Annotated in this window: 17 protein-coding genes; 5 read left to right on the forward strand and 12 right to left on the reverse strand. The window is 60.5% G+C overall.

The features are described 5' to 3' along the window. Positions 1-164: 164 nt before the first annotated feature. The 3 genes from ABWV89_RS01905 to ABWV89_RS01915 all read left to right on the forward strand — a co-directional run bounded on the left by ABWV89_RS01905 (position 165) and on the right by ABWV89_RS01915 (position 2,304). Positions 165-1,538 (forward strand): NAD(P)/FAD-dependent oxidoreductase, encoded by a 1,374-nt coding sequence (locus ABWV89_RS01905; protein ID WP_353393661.1) that lies wholly within the window; start codon positions 165-167, stop codon positions 1,536-1,538. A 106-nt stretch (positions 1,539-1,644) separates the two neighbouring features. Continuing rightward, positions 1,645-1,899 (forward strand): sulfur carrier protein ThiS, encoded by a 255-nt coding sequence (gene thiS, locus ABWV89_RS01910; RefSeq protein WP_353393663.1) that lies wholly within the window; start codon positions 1,645-1,647, stop codon positions 1,897-1,899. A 102-nt stretch (positions 1,900-2,001) separates the two neighbouring features. Next, positions 2,002-2,304, forward strand: coding sequence for a hypothetical protein (locus ABWV89_RS01915; protein WP_353393665.1), 303 nt, complete (start codon positions 2,002-2,004; stop codon positions 2,302-2,304). On the opposite strand, the gene ABWV89_RS01920 is transcribed toward ABWV89_RS01915, so the two are convergent. After that, positions 2,305-2,769: a nuclear transport factor 2 family protein gene (locus ABWV89_RS01920; protein WP_353393667.1), complete on the reverse strand. Its 465-nt coding sequence runs from the start codon at positions 2,767-2,769 to the stop codon at positions 2,305-2,307. 81 nt (positions 2,770-2,850) lie between these two features. Between ABWV89_RS01920 and ABWV89_RS01925 the strand changes: the two genes are divergently transcribed. Next, positions 2,851-3,300, forward strand: coding sequence for an OsmC family protein (locus ABWV89_RS01925; protein WP_353393669.1), 450 nt, complete (start codon positions 2,851-2,853; stop codon positions 3,298-3,300). 33 nt (positions 3,301-3,333) lie between these two features. Here the strand turns inward: ABWV89_RS01925 and crcB are convergent, their stop codons facing one another. Then, on the reverse strand, positions 3,334-3,723 hold the full coding sequence (gene crcB / locus ABWV89_RS01930; protein WP_353393671.1) for a fluoride efflux transporter CrcB: 390 nt from the start codon (positions 3,721-3,723) through the stop codon (positions 3,334-3,336). 46 nt (positions 3,724-3,769) lie between these two features. Further along, positions 3,770-4,792, reverse strand: a complete 1,023-nt coding sequence (locus tag ABWV89_RS01935) for a recombination-associated protein RdgC (protein WP_353393673.1) — start codon at positions 4,790-4,792, stop codon at positions 3,770-3,772. Between the two features lie 120 nt (positions 4,793-4,912). Between ABWV89_RS01935 and ABWV89_RS01940 the strand changes: the two genes are divergently transcribed. Continuing rightward, positions 4,913-8,572, forward strand: a complete 3,660-nt coding sequence (locus ABWV89_RS01940; RefSeq protein WP_353393675.1) for a hydantoinase B/oxoprolinase family protein — start codon at positions 4,913-4,915, stop codon at positions 8,570-8,572. A gap of 63 nt (positions 8,573-8,635) precedes the next feature. On the opposite strand, the gene lapB is transcribed toward ABWV89_RS01940, so the two are convergent. The 9 genes from lapB to gyrA form a co-directional block, all read right to left on the reverse strand. Continuing rightward, entirely contained in the window at positions 8,636-9,781 is a 1,146-nt protein-coding gene (gene lapB, locus ABWV89_RS01945) for a lipopolysaccharide assembly protein LapB (RefSeq protein ID WP_353393677.1), read from the reverse strand. After that, entirely contained in the window at positions 9,771-10,070 is a 300-nt protein-coding gene (locus tag ABWV89_RS01950) for a LapA family protein (protein WP_353393679.1), read from the reverse strand. Before ABWV89_RS01950 ends, lapB begins: the two co-directional genes overlap by 11 nt. A gap of 34 nt (positions 10,071-10,104) precedes the next feature. Beyond that, entirely contained in the window at positions 10,105-10,440 is a 336-nt protein-coding gene (locus tag ABWV89_RS01955; protein WP_353393681.1) for an integration host factor subunit beta, read from the reverse strand. A gap of 119 nt (positions 10,441-10,559) precedes the next feature. Continuing rightward, positions 10,560-12,236: a 30S ribosomal protein S1 gene (gene rpsA, locus ABWV89_RS01960; RefSeq protein ID WP_353393683.1), complete on the reverse strand. Its 1,677-nt coding sequence runs from the start codon at positions 12,234-12,236 to the stop codon at positions 10,560-10,562. Positions 12,237-12,429: 193 nt separating this feature from the next. Beyond that, positions 12,430-14,487 carry a bifunctional 3-phosphoshikimate 1-carboxyvinyltransferase/cytidylate kinase gene (locus tag ABWV89_RS01965; protein WP_353393684.1) on the reverse strand — a complete coding sequence of 686 codons (2,058 nt, stop codon included), beginning with the start codon at positions 14,485-14,487 and terminating at the stop codon, positions 12,430-12,432. Between the two features lie 72 nt (positions 14,488-14,559). Further along, entirely contained in the window at positions 14,560-15,438 is an 879-nt protein-coding gene (locus ABWV89_RS01970; protein WP_353393686.1) for a prephenate dehydrogenase, read from the reverse strand. A gap of 3 nt (positions 15,439-15,441) precedes the next feature. Then, the gene (gene pheA, locus ABWV89_RS01975) at positions 15,442-16,539 is read right to left on the reverse strand and encodes a prephenate dehydratase (protein ID WP_353393688.1); all 1,098 of its coding nucleotides are present in this window, start codon (positions 16,537-16,539) and stop codon (positions 15,442-15,444) included. 29 nt (positions 16,540-16,568) lie between these two features. Next, entirely contained in the window at positions 16,569-17,675 is a 1,107-nt protein-coding gene (serC, locus tag ABWV89_RS01980; protein WP_353393690.1) for a 3-phosphoserine/phosphohydroxythreonine transaminase, read from the reverse strand. Further along, positions 17,672-20,335: a DNA gyrase subunit A gene (gyrA, locus tag ABWV89_RS01985; protein ID WP_353393692.1), complete on the reverse strand. Its 2,664-nt coding sequence runs from the start codon at positions 20,333-20,335 to the stop codon at positions 17,672-17,674. Before gyrA ends, serC begins: the two co-directional genes overlap by 4 nt. Positions 20,336-20,399 lie beyond the last annotated feature (64 nt).

A 20,399-nucleotide genomic window follows, 5' to 3' on the forward strand; every position in this document is an offset into this window, starting at 1 on the left:
CGGGGACGCCTCGAAAGGAGCAAAGCGGTCCCCTGTGGCCGCTTTCTCTTTGGGATGCGAGAGAGAGGCTTCAGTTGCAATATTGAAGCGCTCCCTTTTGTGAAAGTATCGCCCCGCACCGGGGCGCCAGCCGTCGAAATGACGGCTTGCCAAGAGGTTTGAACATGACCCATCACGTCATTCTCGGCGCCGGTCCTGCCGGCGTCATTGCAGCGGAAACCATTCGCAAACATGCTCCTCACGACGAAATCACCGTTGTGGGTGAGGAAAACGAAGCGCCGTACTCCCGTATGGCCATTCCCTACCTGCTCATTGGCAAGGTGGGCGAAGAAGGCACTCACCTGCGCCACACCGCAGGGCACTTTGACAAACTCAATGTCAAAGTGCTGAAAGGCGTCTGGGCCAAGAATGTCGATGCAGGCAAGCGCCACATCGAGCTCAGCGACGGCAAGTCGCTGTCGTTCGACAAGCTGCTCATCGCCACCGGATCGCGCCCCAACACGCCACCCATTCCCGGTATCAACGGTCCTGGTGTGCACAGCTGCTGGACGCTGGCAGATGCCCGCGCCATTGCCGATCTGGCCAAGCCTGGCGCCAAAGTGCTGCAGATGGGTGCCGGCTTCATCGGCTGCATCATCATGGAAGCTTTGCAGCAGCGCGGCGTCGAACTGTCCGTCGTCGAGATGGGTGACCGCATGGTGCCACGCATGATGGGCCCCATGGCTGGCGGCATGATCAAGGACTGGTGTGAAGAAAAGGGCGTCAAGGTCTACACCAGCGCAAAGGTGGAAGCCATCGAGCGAGGTGGCCAGTCGGGCGAGAAGTCGCAGGGCCTGCTGGGCAAGATCGCCAATGCCGTGGGTCTTGGTGGTGGATCGGCCATGCCCGCCGCGGGCGGTGGAATGGCCGTGCGCCTGTCCACCGGCGAGACGCTGGCGGCCGATCTGGTGATCAGCGCCACTGGCGTGAAGCCGAATGTCGACTTCCTCGAGAACTCTGGCGTGCGTTGCATGGTGGGTGTCCTCACCGACGACCGCATGCAGACCAACGTGGAAGGTATCTACGCCGCCGGCGATTGTGCCGAAGCCTTTGACAAGGTCTCCGGCAAGGCGCTGGTCAGCGCCATTCAGCCCAACGCCGCTGAGCAGGCACGTGTGGCTGCACTGAACATGGTGGGTCAGAGTGCCTCGCTCAATGGCGTGACGCTCATCAACGTGCTCGATACACTGGGCCTGATTTCCACCAGCTTCGGTAACTGGGAAGGCGTTGAAGGTGGCCAGCACGTCGAGCTGACAGACAAGGCCGCCAACAAGCACCTCAGTCTTCAGTTCGATGGCGACGTCATGGTGGGTTGCAACAGCGTGGGATGGACGGATCACGTTGGCGTGATGCGCGGCCTGGTCGAAGGTCAAGTCAAACTGGGTGAGTGGAAAGACAAGCTCATGGAAGACCCGACCCGCCTCATGGATGCATACCTCGCGGCTGCCCAGGGACAGGGGCACTGGAGCGGAGCCAACGACGAGCGCCGCCGCGGCTGATTCTGGCATGTGCGGATGCAGGGCTTGAACCTACTCCGCCTTTCTTGCCGGCCTCTTGACCTGCCAGGGCAAGAGGCCTTTTCATTTTCGTGACAATGGCGTCATCATGAAGATCACTTTCAAACTGTTCGCAACACTGACAGACTACCTGCCACCAGAGGCCCGAACGGCCAATCAGGTGGAGATGGATGTCGCCCCCGACGCGACCATCATGCAGATCATCGAGCCGTTTGGCCTGCCACTCAAGCTGGTTCACCTGGTCCTGGTCAACGGCAAGTACATTGCTCCTGAAGACAGGGGCAGCGCGACCCTCACGGAGGGCGATGTCCTGGCCATCTGGCCTCCCATCGCTGGCGGCTAGTCGCCCAGCCGCCAGGACTCGGCAATGAAGATTCACCGCAGCTTGAGTTCAGTGGCTGAGTGCCGTTATTGAGATACCCGACGACCATTTTCCAGCGCAAACATGCAGTCGTTCTATCCAGAAGTCTTTGAACGCGATATGGGCACGAGTGAAGCCGAGTGGGTCGCTGCGATGCCCCGGGCCATCGGTGACCACCCTTGGCAGAGGCGCCCGGATGGGGCATTTGTGGTCGAAATCGGCAGTGGACAGCTGGAAATCAGCTGGACGCCTCTTCCAGAGCGTCGTATCGCATTGCTGGTCATGAAGCGCCTGCTGGTGCGGTTTGCCTTTGAGGGGCTGGACGAAGCGCAGCGTCTGGCCTTCATGAAACCGTTTGACCTGACCATTCAGCGTGGTGGCGGCTAGCTATTTCTCACTTGCTGCAGGCATAAACGGCTCGGCAGCTGGCGTGGCCTGGTGATAGCGCAAGCGCCAGGCCGAACCTTCTCGCACCCACAGAGAGCAACGTAAGGCGTGGCGGCTCCATGACGAGCCCGAGTCCTTTTCCTTGACGCGTTCGGCCGACCGGAAGTGCAGCAAGGCGGTCGAGGGATCGATGAGTGTCAGCCTGAAGGCATCAGAGACGACGTCTGGGCGAGCTGTCAGGCTGGAGAGAAACCGGATCACTGTCTCTCGGCAATAAGGGGCCCCCGAGCGGCCGACTTCGTGGAAATCAGGATGCAGCAGTTCGTCGATCTGATCCCGGGACAACCACTCTCCCGGGTGATGCAAACGGCATTCGAGCTGGCTCAAATGGTCGAGAAGGCTGTCCGATGCCGATGCCGATGCCGATGGCAAGAAGGATGCTTTGCCATTGTTGATGTCTGTCATGGTTCAGGTCTGATCAGCGCTTAAGATGATTCGATGCCCGTGCCTATCGGGTTGGTCTTTTGAGAAACAGGAGCCTTCTTTATGAGCAGCGAGAGTGCCGTCGTCACCATCACGCGTCAGTCGGGTTACCAGTTTTCCGTCGACTTTGGCGAAACCATACCGCAGTTGCTGACAGACGAGCCACCCCCTTTGGGCGAGAAAGCCGGGCCCGCACCCAACCAGCTGTTGCTGGCCGCGCTGGCCAACTGTCTGAGTGCAAGCCTGCTGTTTGCCCTGCAGAAGTTCAAGCAGGACCCTGGAACGCTCAGAGCCGTGGCGACGGCCGATGTGGGGCGCAATGAGGACAAGCGCTTGCGCATTCAGGCCGTGACAGTTCGGCTGGAGCTTGGCAAGCCGGCAGCAGAGCTGGAGCACTTTGAGCGCATCCTCGAGCAGTTTGAAGCATTCTGTACCGTATCGATGAGCGTGCAGCAAGGCATACCGATGACCGTTCAGGTACAGGACGGCACCGGCGCCATGGTCAAGGGCTGAGCGCTGACCCCAGGAAGGGACAGCTGTGGGCGTTCAAACGGCTGGTGCGCCGAAGAGGGCAGTTCCGGTGCGGATACCCGCCCAGGTGAGCAAGAGCGAACCCAGCAAATGCAATGCGGCATTGCCAACGGCCAGGGTGATTTTTCCGTGTTGAAGCATGGCCACGGTCTCCACGGAGAAAGTGGAGAAAGTGGTCAGCGCGCCCAGCAGTCCGGTGATGATCGCCAGGCGCCAGGCGGGATCGAGTTGTACCTGGCTTTGAAAGAACACCACAGCCAGGCCAATCGCATAGGCGCCAATCCAGTTGGCAGCCATCGTGCCCCAGGGCAGCAGCGCATGGCCCTGGTTGAGCCAGACGCCCAGTCTCCAGCGTGAAAGCGCCCCGATGGAGGCGCCCAGGCAAATGGCAATGACATTGTTCATGGGACAAATGCGTTGGCGTGATGCGGATCAGACGGCCTGGCAAGCGTCAAAAAGGAGCTTCAGTCGTGTCGTCTGAGGACGTTACCTGAGAATGTACCTTACCACTGGGCGCAGGCTGCGCGTTGGCCTTGGCCGAGGCGGTGGCAGCAGCCAGCGCATCTTCAGCGGAAATTTCGCCTTCCAGTGCCTCGATCAGTGCGGGAATGAGCTGGCGCAACTCTCCGGTAGACAGTGCGACGTCGGTGTCGAAGCCGCTGTCATCGCCGTCCATCTGCACGCGGTCCTCGAAAACACCTTCCAAGAACGCCACCTTCTTGAGCTGCATGGATTCGGTCAAGACAAAACCGATGCGGCCTTCCCAGCTCAATGCCAGTCGAGTCGGTAGTTTGCCCTCACGAATGTGCTGGCGCACTTCATCAGTGGCCAGATTGTGGCGTGTGAACTTCACGGCCGAGCGTTCCTCATCGTTGCTCTTGAGTTCGCACTCGCGCTCTACGCAGAAGGCGCCGGGCAAATCGTCGAGAGACTCTGCCAGCAACCAGTTGGACATGGCGGTCTGTGGCGTCATGGCTGTGTGGACCGGCGCGATGGGCAGCCCGTCGAATGCGTCAACCAGGGCGGAGATGACCTCATCGACCTTTCCCTGGCTACTGGCATCCACAACGAGCCAGCCGTTCTTCAGGTCCAGCCAGACCCAGGTGAAGCTCTCTCTGGCGAAAGCCTGCGGCAAAAGGGCGAGCAGGGCGTCTTCCTTGAGCGCACGCGTTTCCTTCTTGCCCGGCTTGCGGCCAGTGGTGGCTTCGATGTGATCTGCTTCTTCCTGAGCCTTCTTGCGCACCACGGCTCCTGGTACGCTTTTCGTCTCCATGGCCAGGCGCAGGATCCGCTGCCCGTCAATGCTCTCGACCAGTGGGCCGTGGGCTTCGCCTCGTGGCTCGGTCCAGCCTACCGACTTCTCCTGAGTCGCGCCGCAAGGCGTAAACCGGTTGGCCTGCAGGGCATGCTCCATTTCCTCAATGGAAGGCTGCCAGTCAGCAGGCAGGCGATAAAGACACACATTCTTGAACACGGGCGGAAGGGCTTTCTTATCGAAAAACGCACAGGCCCGCCAAAATGAACTTGCGGGCCTGCTGAAGATGACTTTCGTCCAATAATAACGGGCAATGGAACCGATTTTCCGACACAGGACATGAGCGCTGCGAATCTCCCTGAATCTGACCGCCGGTGGCAATTCTGGATCGATCGTGGAGGCACCTTCACTGATATCGTGGGCAAGTGCCCCGATGGCAGCCTGGTGACGCACAAGCTCCTGTCGGAAAATCCCGAGCAATACCGCGATGCTGCGGTTGCCGGCATTCGGTTCCTCTTGGGTCTGGCCCCGGGCGAGCCCATCACTGCGGAGCAAGTTGAATGCGTCAGGATGGGGACCACGGTCGCCACCAACGCCTTGCTGGAGCGCAAGGGTGAGCCCACCCTGCTCGTGACCACGCGCGGGATGCGGGATGTGCTCCGTATCGCGTATCAGAATCGTCCTCGCCTGTTTGACAGGCATATCGTATTGCCGGAGCTGCTCTATCAGCAGGTGGTCGAGGCCGATGAACGCATGGGCGCTGACGGCTCCGTTGTCACTTCCCTGGACGAGGACGACCTTCGTACCGCGTTACGCAGCGCGTTCGCTGGCGGCCTGCGCAGCGTTGCCATCGTGTTCATGCATGCCTGGGCATTTCCCGCACACGAAGAAGCCGCTGCACGGATCGCCCGGGAAGAGGGCTTCGAGCAGGTGAGCACCTCACATGGCACCAGTCCGCTGATGAAGATGGTCAGTCGTGGTGACACCACAGTGGTTGATGCCTACCTTTCGCCCATCCTGAGGCGCTACGTCGATCGGGTGGCAGCAGAAATGCCGGGCGTTCGCCTGCTGTTCATGCAGTCCTCGGGTGGCCTGACCGATGCCCATGTGTTTCAGGGCAAGGATGCCATTCTCTCGGGTCCTGCCGGGGGGATTGTTGGCATGGCCCGAACAGCCGAAATGGCGGGACATTCCAGGGTGATCGGTTTTGACATGGGCGGTACATCGACCGATGTGTCGCACTACGCCGGCGTGTTCGAGCGCGAGTTTGAGACCCAGGTGGCCGGCGTGCGCATGCGGGCACCCATGATGAGCATTCACACGGTGGCTGCCGGCGGAGGCTCCATTCTGAGCTATGACGGTGCGCGTTTTCGCGTAGGGCCGGAGAGTGCCGGGGCCAATCCCGGGCCCGCATGTTATCGGCGAGGCGGACCGCTGGCCGTGACCGATGCCAACGTGATGCTTGGCAAGGTTCAGCCAGCTCACTTTCCCAGCGTTTTTGGGCCGCAAGCGAACCTGCCACTGGATGCGAGCGTCGTGCGCCAGAAATTTGCCATGCTTGCCGAGGCGACAGGCAGAACAGCAGAAGCGGTGGCCGAAGGATTTGTGGACGTAGCCGTCCAGCAGATGGCCAATGCCATCAAGAAGATTTCCGTGGCCCGAGGTTACGACGTGACCCGGTACACCCTTCAGTGCTTTGGAGGAGCTGGGGGACAGCACGCTTGCCTGGTGGCTGACGCTCTGGGTATGGAGAAAGTACTGGTGCATCCGTTGGCAGGTGTGCTGAGCGCTTATGGCATGGGCCTGGCGGACCAGAACGTCATGAAAGAGCAGGCGCTGGAATGTGTTCTGGACCAGGCGTCCCTGGCCAGGGTGGAAGACACACTGAAGTCACTCGCACAGCAGGCGGTGGAAGAGATCCAGGCTCAGCAGGCCAGTCCTGTGGTTCCCGAGGTGCAGCGTCGGGTTCATATTCGGTATGAAGGCAGTGATCTCTCTCTGGAAGTGGCCATGGGGTCCGTAGAAGCGCTGCGCACCGGATTCGAGGCCGCGTACAGTCAGCGGTTTTCCTTTTTGATGCCTGGCAAGCTTCTGGTGGTTGAAGCTGTTTCCGTGGAGGCCATCTTGCCGGGTGATGCACCAGCCGAGCCGCGACTGAGCGAGACAGCGGGCCGCGACGTGCCTTGCAGGGACGCCGTGGCGATGTACAGCGCAGGGCAATGGCGGGATGCCGCCCTGGTGGTCAGAGAAGACATGGTGCCCGGCGATGTGTTGAGCGGACCCGCCATCATCGCCGAGAAGAACGCGACCACAGTCATCGAGCCGGGCTGGCGCGCCAGACTCACTGCACTCGATCACCTGGTGCTCGAGCGTTTTGAGGCGCGACCTGTGCGACATGCTGCAGGGACAGCAGTTGACCCCGTGCTGCTGGAGGTCTTCAACAACCTGTTCATGAACATCGCCGAGCAGATGGGCTTGCAGCTGCAGAACACTGCCCACTCGGTGAACATCAAGGAGCGGCTTGATTTCTCCTGTGCGCTGTTCGATGCCGATGGCAACCTGATTGCCAATGCACCGCACATGCCCGTACACCTGGGCTCGATGGGGGAGAGCATTCGAACGGTCATCCGCGAGAACGCCGGAGACATGCATGCAGGCGACGTCTTTGTGTTGAACGACCCCTATCACGGAGGAACGCACCTGCCAGACGTGACCGTGATCACGCCGGTGTTCCTGGATGAGCAGCAGGTGCCATTGTTTTATCTGGGCAGTCGCGGGCACCATGCCGACATCGGCGGATCCACACCGGGCTCGATGCCACCCTTCTCTTCAGATATTGAGGAAGAGGGCGTTCGCATCCAGAACTTCCGCCTTGTTGATCGGGGTGTGCTGCGCGAAGAAGCCATGCTTGAGTTGTTGCGATCTGGCCGGTGGCCGGCACGAAACCCGGCGCAAAACCTGGCGGACCTCAATGCCCAGATCGCTGCGAACGAAAAAGGTGCGCAAGAACTCAGGCGAATGGTGGCGCAATATGGACTGGACGTCGTTCAAGCCTATATGGGGCATGTTCAGGACAATGCGGAAGCGTCTGTGCGGATGGCCATTCGCGCGCTGGCCGGGCGCATGCGTGATGGCAGTTTCGAATTGCCGCTGGACAACGGCGCATGCATTCGCGTGTCGGTCTCCATCGACGGCGAGCAGGAAAGCGCGGTGATCGATTTCACCGGAACCAGCCCGCAGCAATCAGACAACAACTTCAATGCACCCAGGGCCGTGTGCATGGCAGCCGTGCTGTACGTGTTCCGAACGCTGGTCGGGGACGACATCCCGCTCAACGCAGGCTGCCTCAAACCGCTGCAGGTCGTGATCCCTGAAGGCTGCATGCTCAACCCCTCACCACCTGCGGCTGTGGTCGCCGGCAATGTGGAAACTTCCACTTGCGTGACCAATGCACTGTATGGCGCTTTGGGCGTGATGGCGGGTTCGCAGCCCACCATGAACAACCTGACGTTCGGCAACGCCACGCACCAGTACTACGAGACCATTGCCGGCGGCAGTGGTGCCGGCGGCGTGCATGATGAAGCCGGTCAGCTGGTTGGTGGATTCCACGGGACCAGCGCAGTGCAGACGCACATGACCAACTCTCGCCTGACCGACCCCGAGGTACTGGAGCACCGCTTTCCCGTGCGTTTGCGTTACCACTTGCTGCGACAAGGATCGGGCGGGGAAGGGCGCTGGCACGGTGGCGAAGGAGCCCGGCGGTGCATCGAGTTCTTGTCGCCCATGACCGTCAGTGTGCTCTCAAACGGACGCCGGTTCCCGGCTTTTGGTGCCCAAGGAGGGGCTGCTGGTCAGCCCGGGTCGAACACGGTGTATCGCGCAGACGGTGGAGTGGAGCCGCTGGGCCATCTCGGGCAGGCGGAGCTGATGGCAGGAGACGCCATTGAAGTCACGACCCCTGGTGGTGGTGGCTATGGTGTGCCAGATCAACCGAGCTAAGCCGGCAGTGCTTGTGTCTGAAAATGAAAAGGCGTCCTTGCCGACGCCTTTGATTTTTCTCGCTCAGATCTCTTCAACTCGCCGGGCTGGGTAGGTATCCCAACCGTGGCAGCCTGGGCATTGCCAGAAGTGCTGCCGGGCTTCGAAGCCGCACGCTGCACATCGGTATCGCAACAAAGGGCTGCTCGCATGCTGCAGAGCAGCCAGCACCTTTTCCTGCGCCTGTGGGTCGGAGAGCGTCTCGCCTTGCAGCCAGCGCGTGGCCATGACCAGCGAAGGCTCCTTTTCCAGGTGGGCCAGGTAGTGTGCTCTCGCGTCGTCTTGGGAGCCACTCAAGTCGGCCAAAGCTTCCGTCAGGTCAAGGGACAGGCTGCGCTGGTTGTCCTCTGCCAGGATCTCCCGCAATGTCTGCTCCTTGCCCAGCTGTTTGGCCAACTCTGTAAGTGGATGTGCTGTGAGCGGCAAGGCTTGCGGTGCTTGCGAGCGAACGCGCATCAAAGCCTCGTAGGCGCCTTCCGCGTTGCCTTGCCTGGTACGCAGATGAGACAACATGATCCAGCCCCGAGCCATTTGAGGGGCGAGGCTCGTCACCTTGGCGATCAGGCCCAGCGCCTTGTCGGTCTCACCCTGATGCTCAGCCAACTCGGCTTCTTCGCAGTAATAGTGCGCCAGCCGGATGATGAAGCTGCCCTGGTTGCTGGCTTCGAGCTTCTCTGCCACCCGAATGGCCTGAGGCCAGTCGCGCGAGCGCTCATAGATCGCCAGCAAGGCCAGCAAGGCATCGCTTTCAAAGCTCGTACCCTCCAGTCGCACGAGCGCGGCTTCTGCACGGTCGAGCAGCCCAGCCTTGAGAAAGTCCAGCGCCAGCGCGTGTTGAGCACGCTCCCTGTCCTTGGCATCCACATCGGCCCTGGCCAGCAGGTGCTCGTGCACTCGAACCGCGCGGTCGTAGTCACCCCTTCGCCTGAACAGGTTGCCAAGGGCGAAATGCAATTCAGCCGTTTCCGGATCACCCTGAATGGCTTCGATGAAGGCGTCGATCGCCTGGTCCTGCTGCTCGTTGAGCAAATGGTTCAGCCCACGGAAGTAGGCTTTGGGCGCATGGCGGCCTGCGATGCGCCACTGGCGCAGATCCAGGCGTGAGGCGATCCACCCCAGGACAAAAGCGATGGGGAGGCTGTAGAGCAGCCAGGTGAGGTCAAGATCCATGGTGTGGTGGTGGCAGAGGCATCAGGCTGGATCCAGCGTCCGCCTCATGTGAGACCGATACCTCGGATTGGCGCCGTTTCCGGGCTCTGAGCCAGAGGGGCAGCATGAGAAAGGCCCCCATGACCACACCAACAAGTAGCGCCGCGAACAGGATCAGCACCATGGGGGCTTCCCATACGGCGCCGAAGAACAGGTGGAGTGTGACCGCCTGCTGGTTGTTCAAGGCAAAAGCGAACAGTACAAAAAAAAGGGCTGCGTTGAGCAGCCACATCAGGTATTTCACTGGCATCCCCTCTGTGGTGGGATGCATTTTACCGGCAGGGTCAGGCATCCGGGGACGGAGCCGTTTTCTGCAGCGGTTCTTCTCTCATTTCTGCGGTTCGGGCATCCACCTTTTCACGCAAGGCCTTGCCCGGCTTGAAATGGGGGACGCGCTTTTCCGGAATCATCACTTTCTCGCCAGAGCGCGGGTTGCGTCCTACGCGGGGAGAGCGGCGGTTGACGGAAAAACTGCCGAAGCCACGGATTTCGATCCGGTGGCCCTTGACCAAGGCGTCACCCATCGCGTCCAGAATTGCCTTGACGGCGAACTCTGCGTCGCGGTGAGTCAACTGGCTGAACCGGCTGGCCAGCACTTCAACAAGATCGCTTCGGGTCATCTGGATTCAGATTGGGCAGAGAACAAACAAACGGCCGGCAGTGCTTGGGGCCGAGCCAGATCCGCAATGGGACCCGGCTCGGGACCAGTCAGCATGCCGGCCGACTGATCGTTTGAGGATCAGTTGTTGTTGTCCAGCTTGGCGCGCAGCAGAGCACCCAGGCTGGTGGTACCAGCGCTGGAAGTGTTCTGGTTCAGGCTGGCCATGGCTTCTTGCTGGTCGACTGCATCCTTGGCCTTGATCGACAGCTGGATGTTGCGCGACTTGCGGTCCACGTTGACCACCACGGCGTTGACTTCGTCGCCTTCCTTAAGCACGTTGCGAGCGTCTTCAACACGGTCGGTGCTGATTTCGCTGGCGCGCAGGTAGCCGAGGACTTCTTCGCCCAGATCGATCTCGGCACCTTTGGCGTCAACCGTCTTGACGGTGCCGGTCACGATGGAGCCCTTGTCGTTCACAGACACGAAAGTGGTGAACGGATCGGAGTCGAGCTGCTTGATGCCCAGGGAGATGCGCTCACGCTCAACGTCGATGCCCAGAACCACGGCCTCAACGTCCTGACCCTTCTTGTAGTTGCGCACGGCAGCTTCGCCGGGCTCGTTCCAGGACAGGTCGGAGAGGTGAACCAGGCCGTCGATGCCGGCAGCCAGACCCACGAACACGCCGAAGTCGGTGATGGACTTGATCGGGCCCTTGACCTTGTCGCCACGCTTGGTGTTCTCGGCGAACTCGTGCCAGGGGTTGGCACGGCACTGCTTCATGCCCAGGGAGATACGACGCTTCTCTTCGTCGATGTCGAGCACCATGACTTCGACTTCTTCGCCCAGGGAAACCATCTTGGAAGGCGCAACGTTCTTGTTGGTCCAGTCCATTTCGGAGACGTGCACCAGACCTTCGATGCCGGGCTCGAGCTCGACAAACGCGCCGTAGTCGGCGATGTTGGTGACCTTGCCGAACATGCGGGTGCTCTGTGGGTAGCGGCGAGCCACGCCCATCCATGGATCGTCGCCCAGCTGCTTGAGGCCCAGGGAAACGCGCTGACGCTCTGGATCGAACTTGAGGATCTTGGCGGTGATTTCCTGGCCGGCTTGCACCACTTCGCTCGGATGGCGAACACGGCGCCATGCCATGTCGGTGATGTGCAGCAGACCGTCGATGCCACCGAGGTCAACGAACGCACCGTACTCGGTGATGTTCTTGACGATACCGTTGACAACAGCACCTTCCTTGAGGGTTTCGAGGAGCTTGGCGCGCTCTTCGCCCATGGATGCTTCGATCACGGCGCGGCGGCTCAGCACAACGTTGTTGCGCTTGCGGTCCAGCTTGATGACCTTGAACTCCATGGTCTTGCCCTCGTAGGGCGTGAGATCCTTGGTGGGACGGTTGTCGACCAGCGAACCTGGCAGGAAGGCGCTGATACCGTTGACCATGACCTTGAGGCCACCCTTGACCTTGTGGGTGGTCGTGCCGTTGACGAATTCGCCGGATTCCAGGGCCTTTTCGAGGGCCATCCAGGAAGCGAGACGCTTGGCCTTGTCACGCGAGAGCAGGGTGTCGCCGAAACCGTTTTCAACGGAGTCGATGGCGACGGAGACAAAGTCGCCTTCCTGTACTTCGAGTTCGCCCTGGTCGTTCTTGAATTCGGCCAGAGGGATGTAGGCTTCAGACTTGAGGCCGGCATTGACCACGACGTGGTTGTGCTCGATGCGCACCACTTCGGCGGTAATGACTTCACCCGAGCGCATTTCGGCGCGCTTGAGGGACTCTTCGAACAGGTCAGCAAATGATTCAGACATGAGATTTCCTAAGCCACATACGCAGGTCGCTCGCCCTGGAAGAGGCGACACCCGATGATGAAAGGTATGCGGCGTTGTGTTGCGGCGTGAACCGCGGGTTGGTTGATATTTCCCTTGGATCTGCGGGCAATTGATGGCCCGGCGGGATCTTTGGGTCGGAAAAAAGGTGCGTGTTTCGTGGCGAAGCCGCGCTTCACTTCGAAGCAAACACCTGTTGCCTGCTTTGCCACCAGCGCATCACCTGTTCCACTGAGTCTTCAATGGTCATCGATGAGTTGTCCAGCAGCTCGGCATCTTCAGCAGGTTTGAGTGGCGCGTGTTGGCGGGAAGAGTCCCGCTTGTCGCGCGCGAGCAAATCTGCGTAAAGACTATCAATATTAGCAGAAATTCCCTTGGAAATCAATTGCTTATGACGCCGCTCCGCGCGCTGGCGGGCGTCTGCTGTGAGGTAGACCTTGAGCGGCGCATTGGGAAAGATGGTGGTCCCCATGTCGCGGCCGTCTGCCACAAGGCCGGGCAATTGCCGGAATTGATGCTGCAAATCAAATAGCGCTTTGCGAACCTCTGGCAAGCTGGAGACGCGAGATGCCGCCATGCCGGCCGCTTCGCTTCTGACGGCCTCGGAGACGTCCTCGTTGTCCAGGAAAATGGCCTCAGCCGTGAACCGCACGTCGAGATTGGCCGCGAGTTCTGCGATTTGAGCAGCGTGCGCTTCGTGCTGGAGGTCTGCTTCCTCGGTCGACCATTGGCGCTTTTGCGCAGCGATGCCTACCAGACGGTAGAGGGCGCCTGAGTCGAGAAGATGATAGCCCAGCCGCGTGGCAAGCTCTGCCGCCAGTGTGCCTTTGCCCGAAGCGGATGGGCCATCCACACAGATCACAGGAACATCGTCCGTCCGGGCTTCGCAGATGTCGAACAAGGCTTCAAAGTAGTCGGGAAACGTCTTTCCGACGCATTTCGGGTCATCGATCCGCACAGGCAACCTCGCGGGGTTGAAGGCAGCCAGGGAGAAGCACATGGCGACACGGTGGTCGTCGTAGGTATGGATGGGGGCGGTTGACCAGGCGGTCGGTGGCGTGATGCGAATGAAGTCGTCGCCTTCCTCGACCTTGGCGCCCAGTTTTCGGCATTCGATGGCCATGGCGGCTATTCGGTCCGTCTCCTTGACGCGCCAGCTGGCGATGTTGCGCAACGTCGAGGGGCCGTCTGCATAGAGCGCCATCACGGCCAGTGTCATGGCCGCGTCCGGAATGTGGTTGCAGTCAAGGTCGATGGCTTTGAGTGGCCACTGGCCACGGCGAACATGAAGTCGGTTGGCCTCGCTGGTCACTTCTGCCCCCATGGCTTGAGCCGCTTCGACAAACCGGATGTCGCCCTGGATGGATGACAGGCCCACCCCTTCAATCGTCACGCCGTCGTACCCCGGCGTTGCGGGGGCAATGGCGCCGAGTGCGACGAAATAGCTCGCCGAGGATGCATCGCCTTCGACCGGGATTTCACCGGGCGACAGATATCGGCTACCGGCGGAAATGACGAAGCGGGACCAGTCCTTTCGCTCAATGTTGACGCCAAACCGGGAAAGCAGCTTGAGGGTGATCTCAATGTAGGGGCGGGAGATGAGTTCGCCGACCACATCAATCTTGATGGTCTGGCCTTTGTCGCCGAGTGAGCTCACCAGTGGCAAAGCCAGAAGCAATGCCGTCAAAAACTGGCTCGAGACATCGCCGCGGACCTTGATGGGCTTGTCGAGCGTCAGCGCCACAGGGGTTCCGTTTCCGACGGCCAATGGTGGGTAGCCTTCATTGCCCAGATATTCGACGGGGCATCCCAATGACCGCAGCGCTTCTACCAGATCACCGATCGGGCGCTCGTGCATGCGCGCAATACCACTGAGTTCAAACCTTCCGCCATGCACGCTGGCGAGCAAGGCCAGTGCGGCGGTAAGGGGGCGCATCGCGGTGCCTGCATTTCCCAGGAACAGCTTGGCATTCGTGACAGGAAGTTTGCCGCCAATGCCTGTGACAGTGAGGTGACCTTCCCCGCGGTGCTGTATGGTGCAGCCCAGTTGCCGGAGTGCGTCGAGCATCACGCGTGTGTCGTCGGAGTCGAGCAGATCCTTGACATCGGTGGCGCCCATGCTCAGTGCCGCGAGCAGCAGCACCCGGTTGGAAATGCTCTTGGACCCCGGAAGCGAAACCGTACCGCCGGCGCTGAGCAGTGGCGGGATGTCGAGAAATGCGGTCGAGTACATGCGTGAATAACCTTCTGAGGGCGTCGTTATGCTCCCTCTTGCGACGCGCCGTTACCCGACGCTACGCGAGCGTCAGCTTTGCGGCTTGATCGCCGTCATGCGCCAATTGGCTCGCCCTTCGCTGGCTTGCTCGATCAGCGCTTCCAGGGCATCCGGGTTGGTGGCGGAGATCGCAGTTTCAAGGGCGTGCAAAGAGCGCTGGAAGTACTGCATCTGGTCCAGCAGCTCTTCCTTGTTTGAAATCAGAATGTCTCGCCACACGGAAGGGTCACTGGCGGCGATTCGAGTGAAATCGCGGAATCCCGGACCGGCCAGGGACAGAAAGTCCTGCGCATGATCCTGCGCCAGGATGCCATTCATCATGGCAAAGGCGATCATGTGCGGAAGGTGGCTCACAGCAGCATAGGCAGCGTCGTGTGCTTCCGGCGTCATGACCTTGACATGGCTGCCCAGCGCCGTCCAGATCTGAGCGACTTTCTCCACCTTGCTGGCCAGGGTTCGCTCAATGGGCGTGAGGATGACCTGGCGACCTGTGTACAGGTCTGCGTCTGCGTGATCAACGCCTGCGAGTTCTTTGCCCGCGATAGGGTGGGCAGGAACAAAGCAGCTGACCTGCTCACGCAACACGCGGCGAGCCGCATCGATGACCTCACGCTTGGTGGATCCGACGTCCATGATCAGCGAGTTGGGGCTGACCAGATGCCGGATGGCCTTGAAAGTTGACTCGGTCGCAGCGACCGGCACGGCCAGCACCACGAGGTCTGCGCCAGAGACGGCCAGGAGCGCCGACGGTGCTTCCACATCGATCACGCCCAGGCGTCGGGCGCGCTCGGTGGTGGAGGGCGATTTGCTGTATCCCACCACGCGTTTGACCAGTCCGGCCTTTTTCAGCGCAAGGGCGAACGACCCGCCCATCAGGCCGCAACCAATCAAACCAAGCTGCTCAATCATCTTTTATTTGCTCACAGGGTAAGCGCCCAAGACCTTGTAGAAGGCGCACAGTTGCTGAAGCTCTTTGAGGGCTGCAGCAACGCCGGGATCGGTCGGGTGTCCGGCGATGTCGATATAGAAATAATATTCCCATTGGCCGGACTTCGCTGGCCGCGACTCAAATCGCGTCATGGAGACGCCATGGGTCTTCAGCGGGACCAGCAGATCATGCATGGCCCCCGGTTTGTTCGGCACAGACACCACGATACTGGTGCTGTCATGCCCAGTGGCCGGTGGCGTGGCCATCGTCTGGGGCAGGGCAATGATGGCAAAGCGGGTGCGGTTGTAGGCCTCGTCCTGAATGGCGTGCGAAACGATGTGCAGCCCGAACTGGGCGGCTGCGCGCTCGCTCGCGATGCCGGCCCATGCGGGATTCGTTGCGGCCAGCCTGGCGCCTTCTGCATTGCTGGCCACGGCACGACGTTCTGCACGAGGCAAATGCTCGGACAGCCACTTCTGGCACTGAGCCAGCGCCTGCGGGTGGGCCAGCACAGCCTCGACATCGTTCAGGTCATTGACCTGGCGCAACAGGTTGTGCCGAACCAGAAGGCTGACTTCACCCACGATATGCACTGGAGAACGCAAGAATAGGTCCAGCGATCGTGCCACTGCACCTTCGGTGGAATTTTCGATGCCCACCACACCATACTGGGCAGTGCCTGCTGCCGTGGCATGGAAGACCTCATCGAAGTTGGCGCAGTAGATGAAGTTGGCCGCGCTGCCAAAGAACTCAACCGCGGCTTCTTCGCAGAAAGTGCCTTGTGGCCCCAGAACGGCCACGCGTTGCGGCGCCTCCAGTGCCAGGCATGCAGACATGATTTCGCGCCAGATGGCTGCCACATGAGGGTTGAGCAAAGGCCCGGGGTTTCCGTCCTGAATTTTCTGAATGACCTGGGCCACCCGGTCAGGCCGAAAGAACGGTGATCCCTCCTTGCGCTTGAGCTCCCCGACCGCCTCCGCAACACGGGCTCGTTCGTTGAGCATCTGCAGCAGTTGCTTGTCGAGCGAGTCGATCTGCACACGCAGCTTGGCAAGTTCTTCGGTTTGGACGGGTTTGCTCATGCTGGTTTCGGGTGTTTGTCGTGTCTTTGTCAGGCTTGCGTGCGCTCGAATTCGGTCATGTAGGCGATCAGCGCCTCCACCCCGGCCATGGGCATGGCGTTGTAGATACTGGCGCGCATGCCGCCAACAGACTTGTGCCCCTTGAGCTGGAGCAGGCCGCTGTCACTGGCGCCGGCCAGAAAATCCGCATTTCGGGATTCATCGGCCAAAAAGAAAGGAATATTCATCCGCGACCGGCAATTGGCCGCCACGCGGTTCTCGTAGAACGACGAGCCGTCCAGGAAGTCATAGAGCCGTTGCGCTTTGGCGATGTTTTTCTGCTCAATGGCCTCGACGCCCTTGAGTGTCCCGTGGGTCTGCTCGGCCAGCCAGTCAAAGACCAGACCCAGCATGTAGATGGCAAACGTCGGGGGGGTATTGAACATGGACTCGTTGTCGGCCACGTTGCGGTAGCTGAACGCGCTGGGGCAAATGTCCATGGCTTTGTCGAGCAAGTCGTCGCGAACGACGACCAGGGTCACCCCTGCAGGCCCCAGGTTCTTCTGAGCGCCGCCAAAGGCCAGCCCGACCTTGCTCCAGTCTACCGGGCGCGAAGCCACGTGGGACGAAAAGTCGATCACCAAGGGCGCATCGCTGCCCAGTGTCTTGAGGTCAGGCAGCTCGTGAAATTCGACCCCATGGATGGTCTCATTGCTGCAAATGTGTACATAGCGCGCACCTTTGGACAGCGACCAACTGGCCGGGTCGGGCAGGGTGTTGTGACCGTCAGCCTGATTGCTGGCCGCCAGATTCACAGTGCCGTAGCGAGCCGCTTCCTTCGCGGATTTCTGGCTCCAGCTGCCGGTGACGATCATGTCGATCGCTCCGGCGCCGCCGAGGTTCAGGGGCACGACAGCGTTTTCTGCCAGGCCGCCACCTTGCATGAAGAGAATGTGGTGAGTCTCAGGGACGCGAAGCAGCTCGCGTACGCGTGTCTCGGCACTCTTGGCAATGGAAATGAACTCCTTGCCACGGTGACTCATCTCCATCACGCTCATGCCGCAGCCATGCCAGTCGGTCATTTCCGCAGCGGCTTTTTGCAAAACGACTTCCGGCATGGCCGCAGGGCCTGCCGAGAAGTTGAAGGGGCGCGTCATTCGTTGTCACCACCTTCCGCTGACGCGTCGCCATCGGTGCCTTCGGCTTCGTCGCTTTCCTCGGCATCGGGCACGGCCGCATCGTTCTCCACAATGCGCTGCAGGCCAGACAGCTCGGAGCCCTCGTCGAGCGCAATGAGCGTGACGCCCTGTGTGGCCCGCCCCATCTCACGGATCTCCGAGACACGGGTGCGCACCAGGACGCCTTTGTCCGTGATCAGCATGATCTCGTCGTCCGTGTGCACCAATGTGGCCCCGACAACCTTGCCGTTGCGCTCACTTTGCTGGATGGCAATCATGCCTTTCGTGCCACGACCATGGCGGGTGTACTCACCAATCGGCGTGCGCTTCCCATAGCCATTGATGGTGGCCGTCAGAACGCTCTGACTTTCATCTTCAGCCACCAGCAGCGCAATGACGTTCTGGCCATCTTCGAGCATCATGCCGCGCACACCGCGCGCATTCCGACCCATCGGGCGAACGTCGTTCTCGGAGAAGCGCACGGCTTTACCGCCGTCGGAGAACAGCATGACGTCGTGCTCGCCGTCGGTGAGTGCTGCGCCGATGAGGTAGTCGCCCTCGTCAAGGCCAACAGCGATGATGCCCGCCTTGCGCGGATTGCTGAATTCGTTGAGTGCCGTCTTCTTGACCGTGCCGCCAGCGGTGGCCATGAAGACGAAATGATCCTCCGGGAAGCTGCGGAAATCGCCTGTCAGCGGCAACACCACGTTGATCTTCTCGCCGTCCTGCAGAGGGAACATGTTCACAATGGGGCGGCCACGGGAGTTGCGGGAGCCCGCAGGCACTTCCCAGACTTTCAGCCAGTACAACCGTCCACGGTTGGAGAAGCACAGGATGTAGTCATGGGTGTTGGCGATGAACAGCTGGTCGATCCAGTCGTCTTCCTTGGTCTGTGTCGCCTGCTTGCCTCGGCCACCGCGCTTTTGCGACCGGTACTCTGACAACGGCTGGCTCTTGATGTAGCCGCTGTGACTGAGGGTGACCACCATGTCGGTAGGCGTGATCAGGTCTTCGGTGGCAAGGTCTTGCGCGTTGTGCTCGATCTCGCTGCGCCGTGCGCCAAGTTTGGTCTGTCCAAACTCCTGTTTCACCGCTTCCAGTTCGCCGGAAATGATGGCGGAGACCCGTTCGGGCTTGGCCAGGATGTCGAGCAGATCTTCGATGTGAGACATCACATCCTTGTACTCGGCAACGATCTTGTCTTGTTCCAGTCCGGTCAGGCGCTGCAGACGCATCTGCAGAATTTCCTGTGCCTGCGTTTCGGACAGGCGGTACAGGCCATCTGCCTGCATGCCAAAGTCGCGCTCAAGCCCTTCGGGGCGGTAGTCGTCCGCGTTGACGGTGCCACCGTCTTCCCTTGTGCGGGTGAGCATTTCGCGCACCAGCTTGCTGTCCCACCCACGAGCCATGAGCTCGGCCTTTGCCACCGGCGGGGTGGGGGACTCGCGAATGATGCGGATGAACTCGTCAATATTGGCCAGCGCAACTGCCAGGCCTTCCAGTACATGGCCTCGCTCGCGTGCCTTGCGCAGTTCGTAGACCGTGCGCCGGGTGACGACCTCACGCCGATGGTCGATGAAGACCTGAATCAGGTCCTTGAGGTTGCACAGGCGAGGCTGGCCGTCGACCAGCGCCACCATGTTCACGCCGAAGGTATCCTGGAGCTGCGTCTGCTTGTAGAGGTTGTTCAGCACCACCTCAGGCACTTCGCCGCGCTTGAGCTCGATGACCAGGCGCATGCCCGACTTGTCGGACTCATCCTGGATGTGGCTGATACCCTCAATTTTCTTTTCATGGACCAGCTCGGCGATGCGCTCCTGCAAGGTCTTTTTGTTGACCTGATAGGGCAGCTCATCGACGATGATGGCTTCACGCTGGCCTTTGTCGATGGGCTCAAAGTGGCACTTGGCGCGCATCACAACCCGGCCGCGGCCGGTGCGGTAGGCGTCTTTGACACCTGAAATGCCGTAGATGATGCCTGCGGTAGGAAAGTCTGGCGCCGGAATGATCTCCATCAGTTCGTCGATGGAGGCGTCCGGGCTCTTGAGCATGTGAAGGCAGGCATCCACCACCTCATTGAGGTTGTGTGGCGGGATGTTGGTGGCCATGCCCACAGCAATACCGGCCGACCCGTTGACCAGCAGGTTGGGCAAACGGGTGGGGAGCACCAGCGGCTCTTTTTCGCTGCCGTCGTAGTTGGGGCCGAAATCAACGGTCTCCTTCTCTATGTCCGCCAGCATCTCATGGGCAATCTTGGCCAGGCGGATTTCGGTATATCGCATGGCCGCGGCGTTGTCGCCGTCCACGGACCCGAAATTACCTTGTCCGTCGACCAGCATGTGGCGCAGGGAGAAGTCCTGGGCCATGCGCACGATGGTGTCGTACACAGCGGAATCACCGTGCGGGTGGTATTTACCGATCACGTCACCGACGATACGTGCAGACTTTTTGTATGCACGGTTCCAGTCGTTGTTGAGTTCGTGCATCGCATAAAGCACCCTTCGGTGGACGGGCTTGAGGCCGTCCCGGGCGTCAGGCAGGGCGCGCCCGACGATCACGCTCATGGCGTAGTCAAGGTAGCTGCGGCGCATCTCCTCTTCAAGGCTGATGGGCAGTGTCTCTTTTGCGAACTCGGTCATGGATGCTGGGAGCCTCGGTTTGCCATTGGCGCAACCCGGGCTTTAGTCGACATGAAAACCTTGC

The organism is Hydrogenophaga sp. 5NK40-0174 (assembly GCF_040372165.1).
In the GTDB taxonomy this organism is placed as follows: domain Bacteria; phylum Pseudomonadota; class Gammaproteobacteria; order Burkholderiales; family Burkholderiaceae_C; genus Hydrogenophaga.

Coding starts and splice junctions, on each gene's coding strand:
- ABWV89_RS01905 (WP_353393661.1), top strand. CDS start 165: ATGACCCATCACGTCATTCTCGGCGCCGGTCCTGCCGGCGTCATTGCA.
- lapB (WP_353393677.1), bottom strand. CDS start 9,781: ATGGATCTTGACCTCACCTGGCTGCTCTACAGCCTCCCCATCGCTTTT.
- ABWV89_RS01925 (WP_353393669.1), top strand. CDS start 2,851: ATGAGCAGCGAGAGTGCCGTCGTCACCATCACGCGTCAGTCGGGTTAC.
- ABWV89_RS01915 (WP_353393665.1), top strand. CDS start 2,002: ATGCAGTCGTTCTATCCAGAAGTCTTTGAACGCGATATGGGCACGAGT.
- serC (WP_353393690.1), bottom strand. CDS start 17,675: ATGACGCGCCCCTTCAACTTCTCGGCAGGCCCTGCGGCCATGCCGGAA.
- ABWV89_RS01955 (WP_353393681.1), bottom strand. CDS start 10,440: ATGACCCGAAGCGATCTTGTTGAAGTGCTGGCCAGCCGGTTCAGCCAG.
- ABWV89_RS01950 (WP_353393679.1), bottom strand. CDS start 10,070: ATGCCAGTGAAATACCTGATGTGGCTGCTCAACGCAGCCCTTTTTTTT.
- ABWV89_RS01965 (WP_353393684.1), bottom strand. CDS start 14,487: ATGTACTCGACCGCATTTCTCGACATCCCGCCACTGCTCAGCGCCGGC.
- pheA (WP_353393688.1), bottom strand. CDS start 16,539: ATGAGCAAACCCGTCCAAACCGAAGAACTTGCCAAGCTGCGTGTGCAG.
- crcB (WP_353393671.1), bottom strand. CDS start 3,723: ATGAACAATGTCATTGCCATTTGCCTGGGCGCCTCCATCGGGGCGCTT.
- ABWV89_RS01920 (WP_353393667.1), bottom strand. CDS start 2,769: ATGACAGACATCAACAATGGCAAAGCATCCTTCTTGCCATCGGCATCG.
- rpsA (WP_353393683.1), bottom strand. CDS start 12,236: ATGTCTGAATCATTTGCTGACCTGTTCGAAGAGTCCCTCAAGCGCGCC.
- thiS (WP_353393663.1), top strand. CDS start 1,645: ATGAAGATCACTTTCAAACTGTTCGCAACACTGACAGACTACCTGCCA.
- gyrA (WP_353393692.1), bottom strand. CDS start 20,335: ATGACCGAGTTCGCAAAAGAGACACTGCCCATCAGCCTTGAAGAGGAG.
- ABWV89_RS01970 (WP_353393686.1), bottom strand. CDS start 15,438: ATGATTGAGCAGCTTGGTTTGATTGGTTGCGGCCTGATGGGCGGGTCG.
- ABWV89_RS01940 (WP_353393675.1), top strand. CDS start 4,913: ATGAGCGCTGCGAATCTCCCTGAATCTGACCGCCGGTGGCAATTCTGG.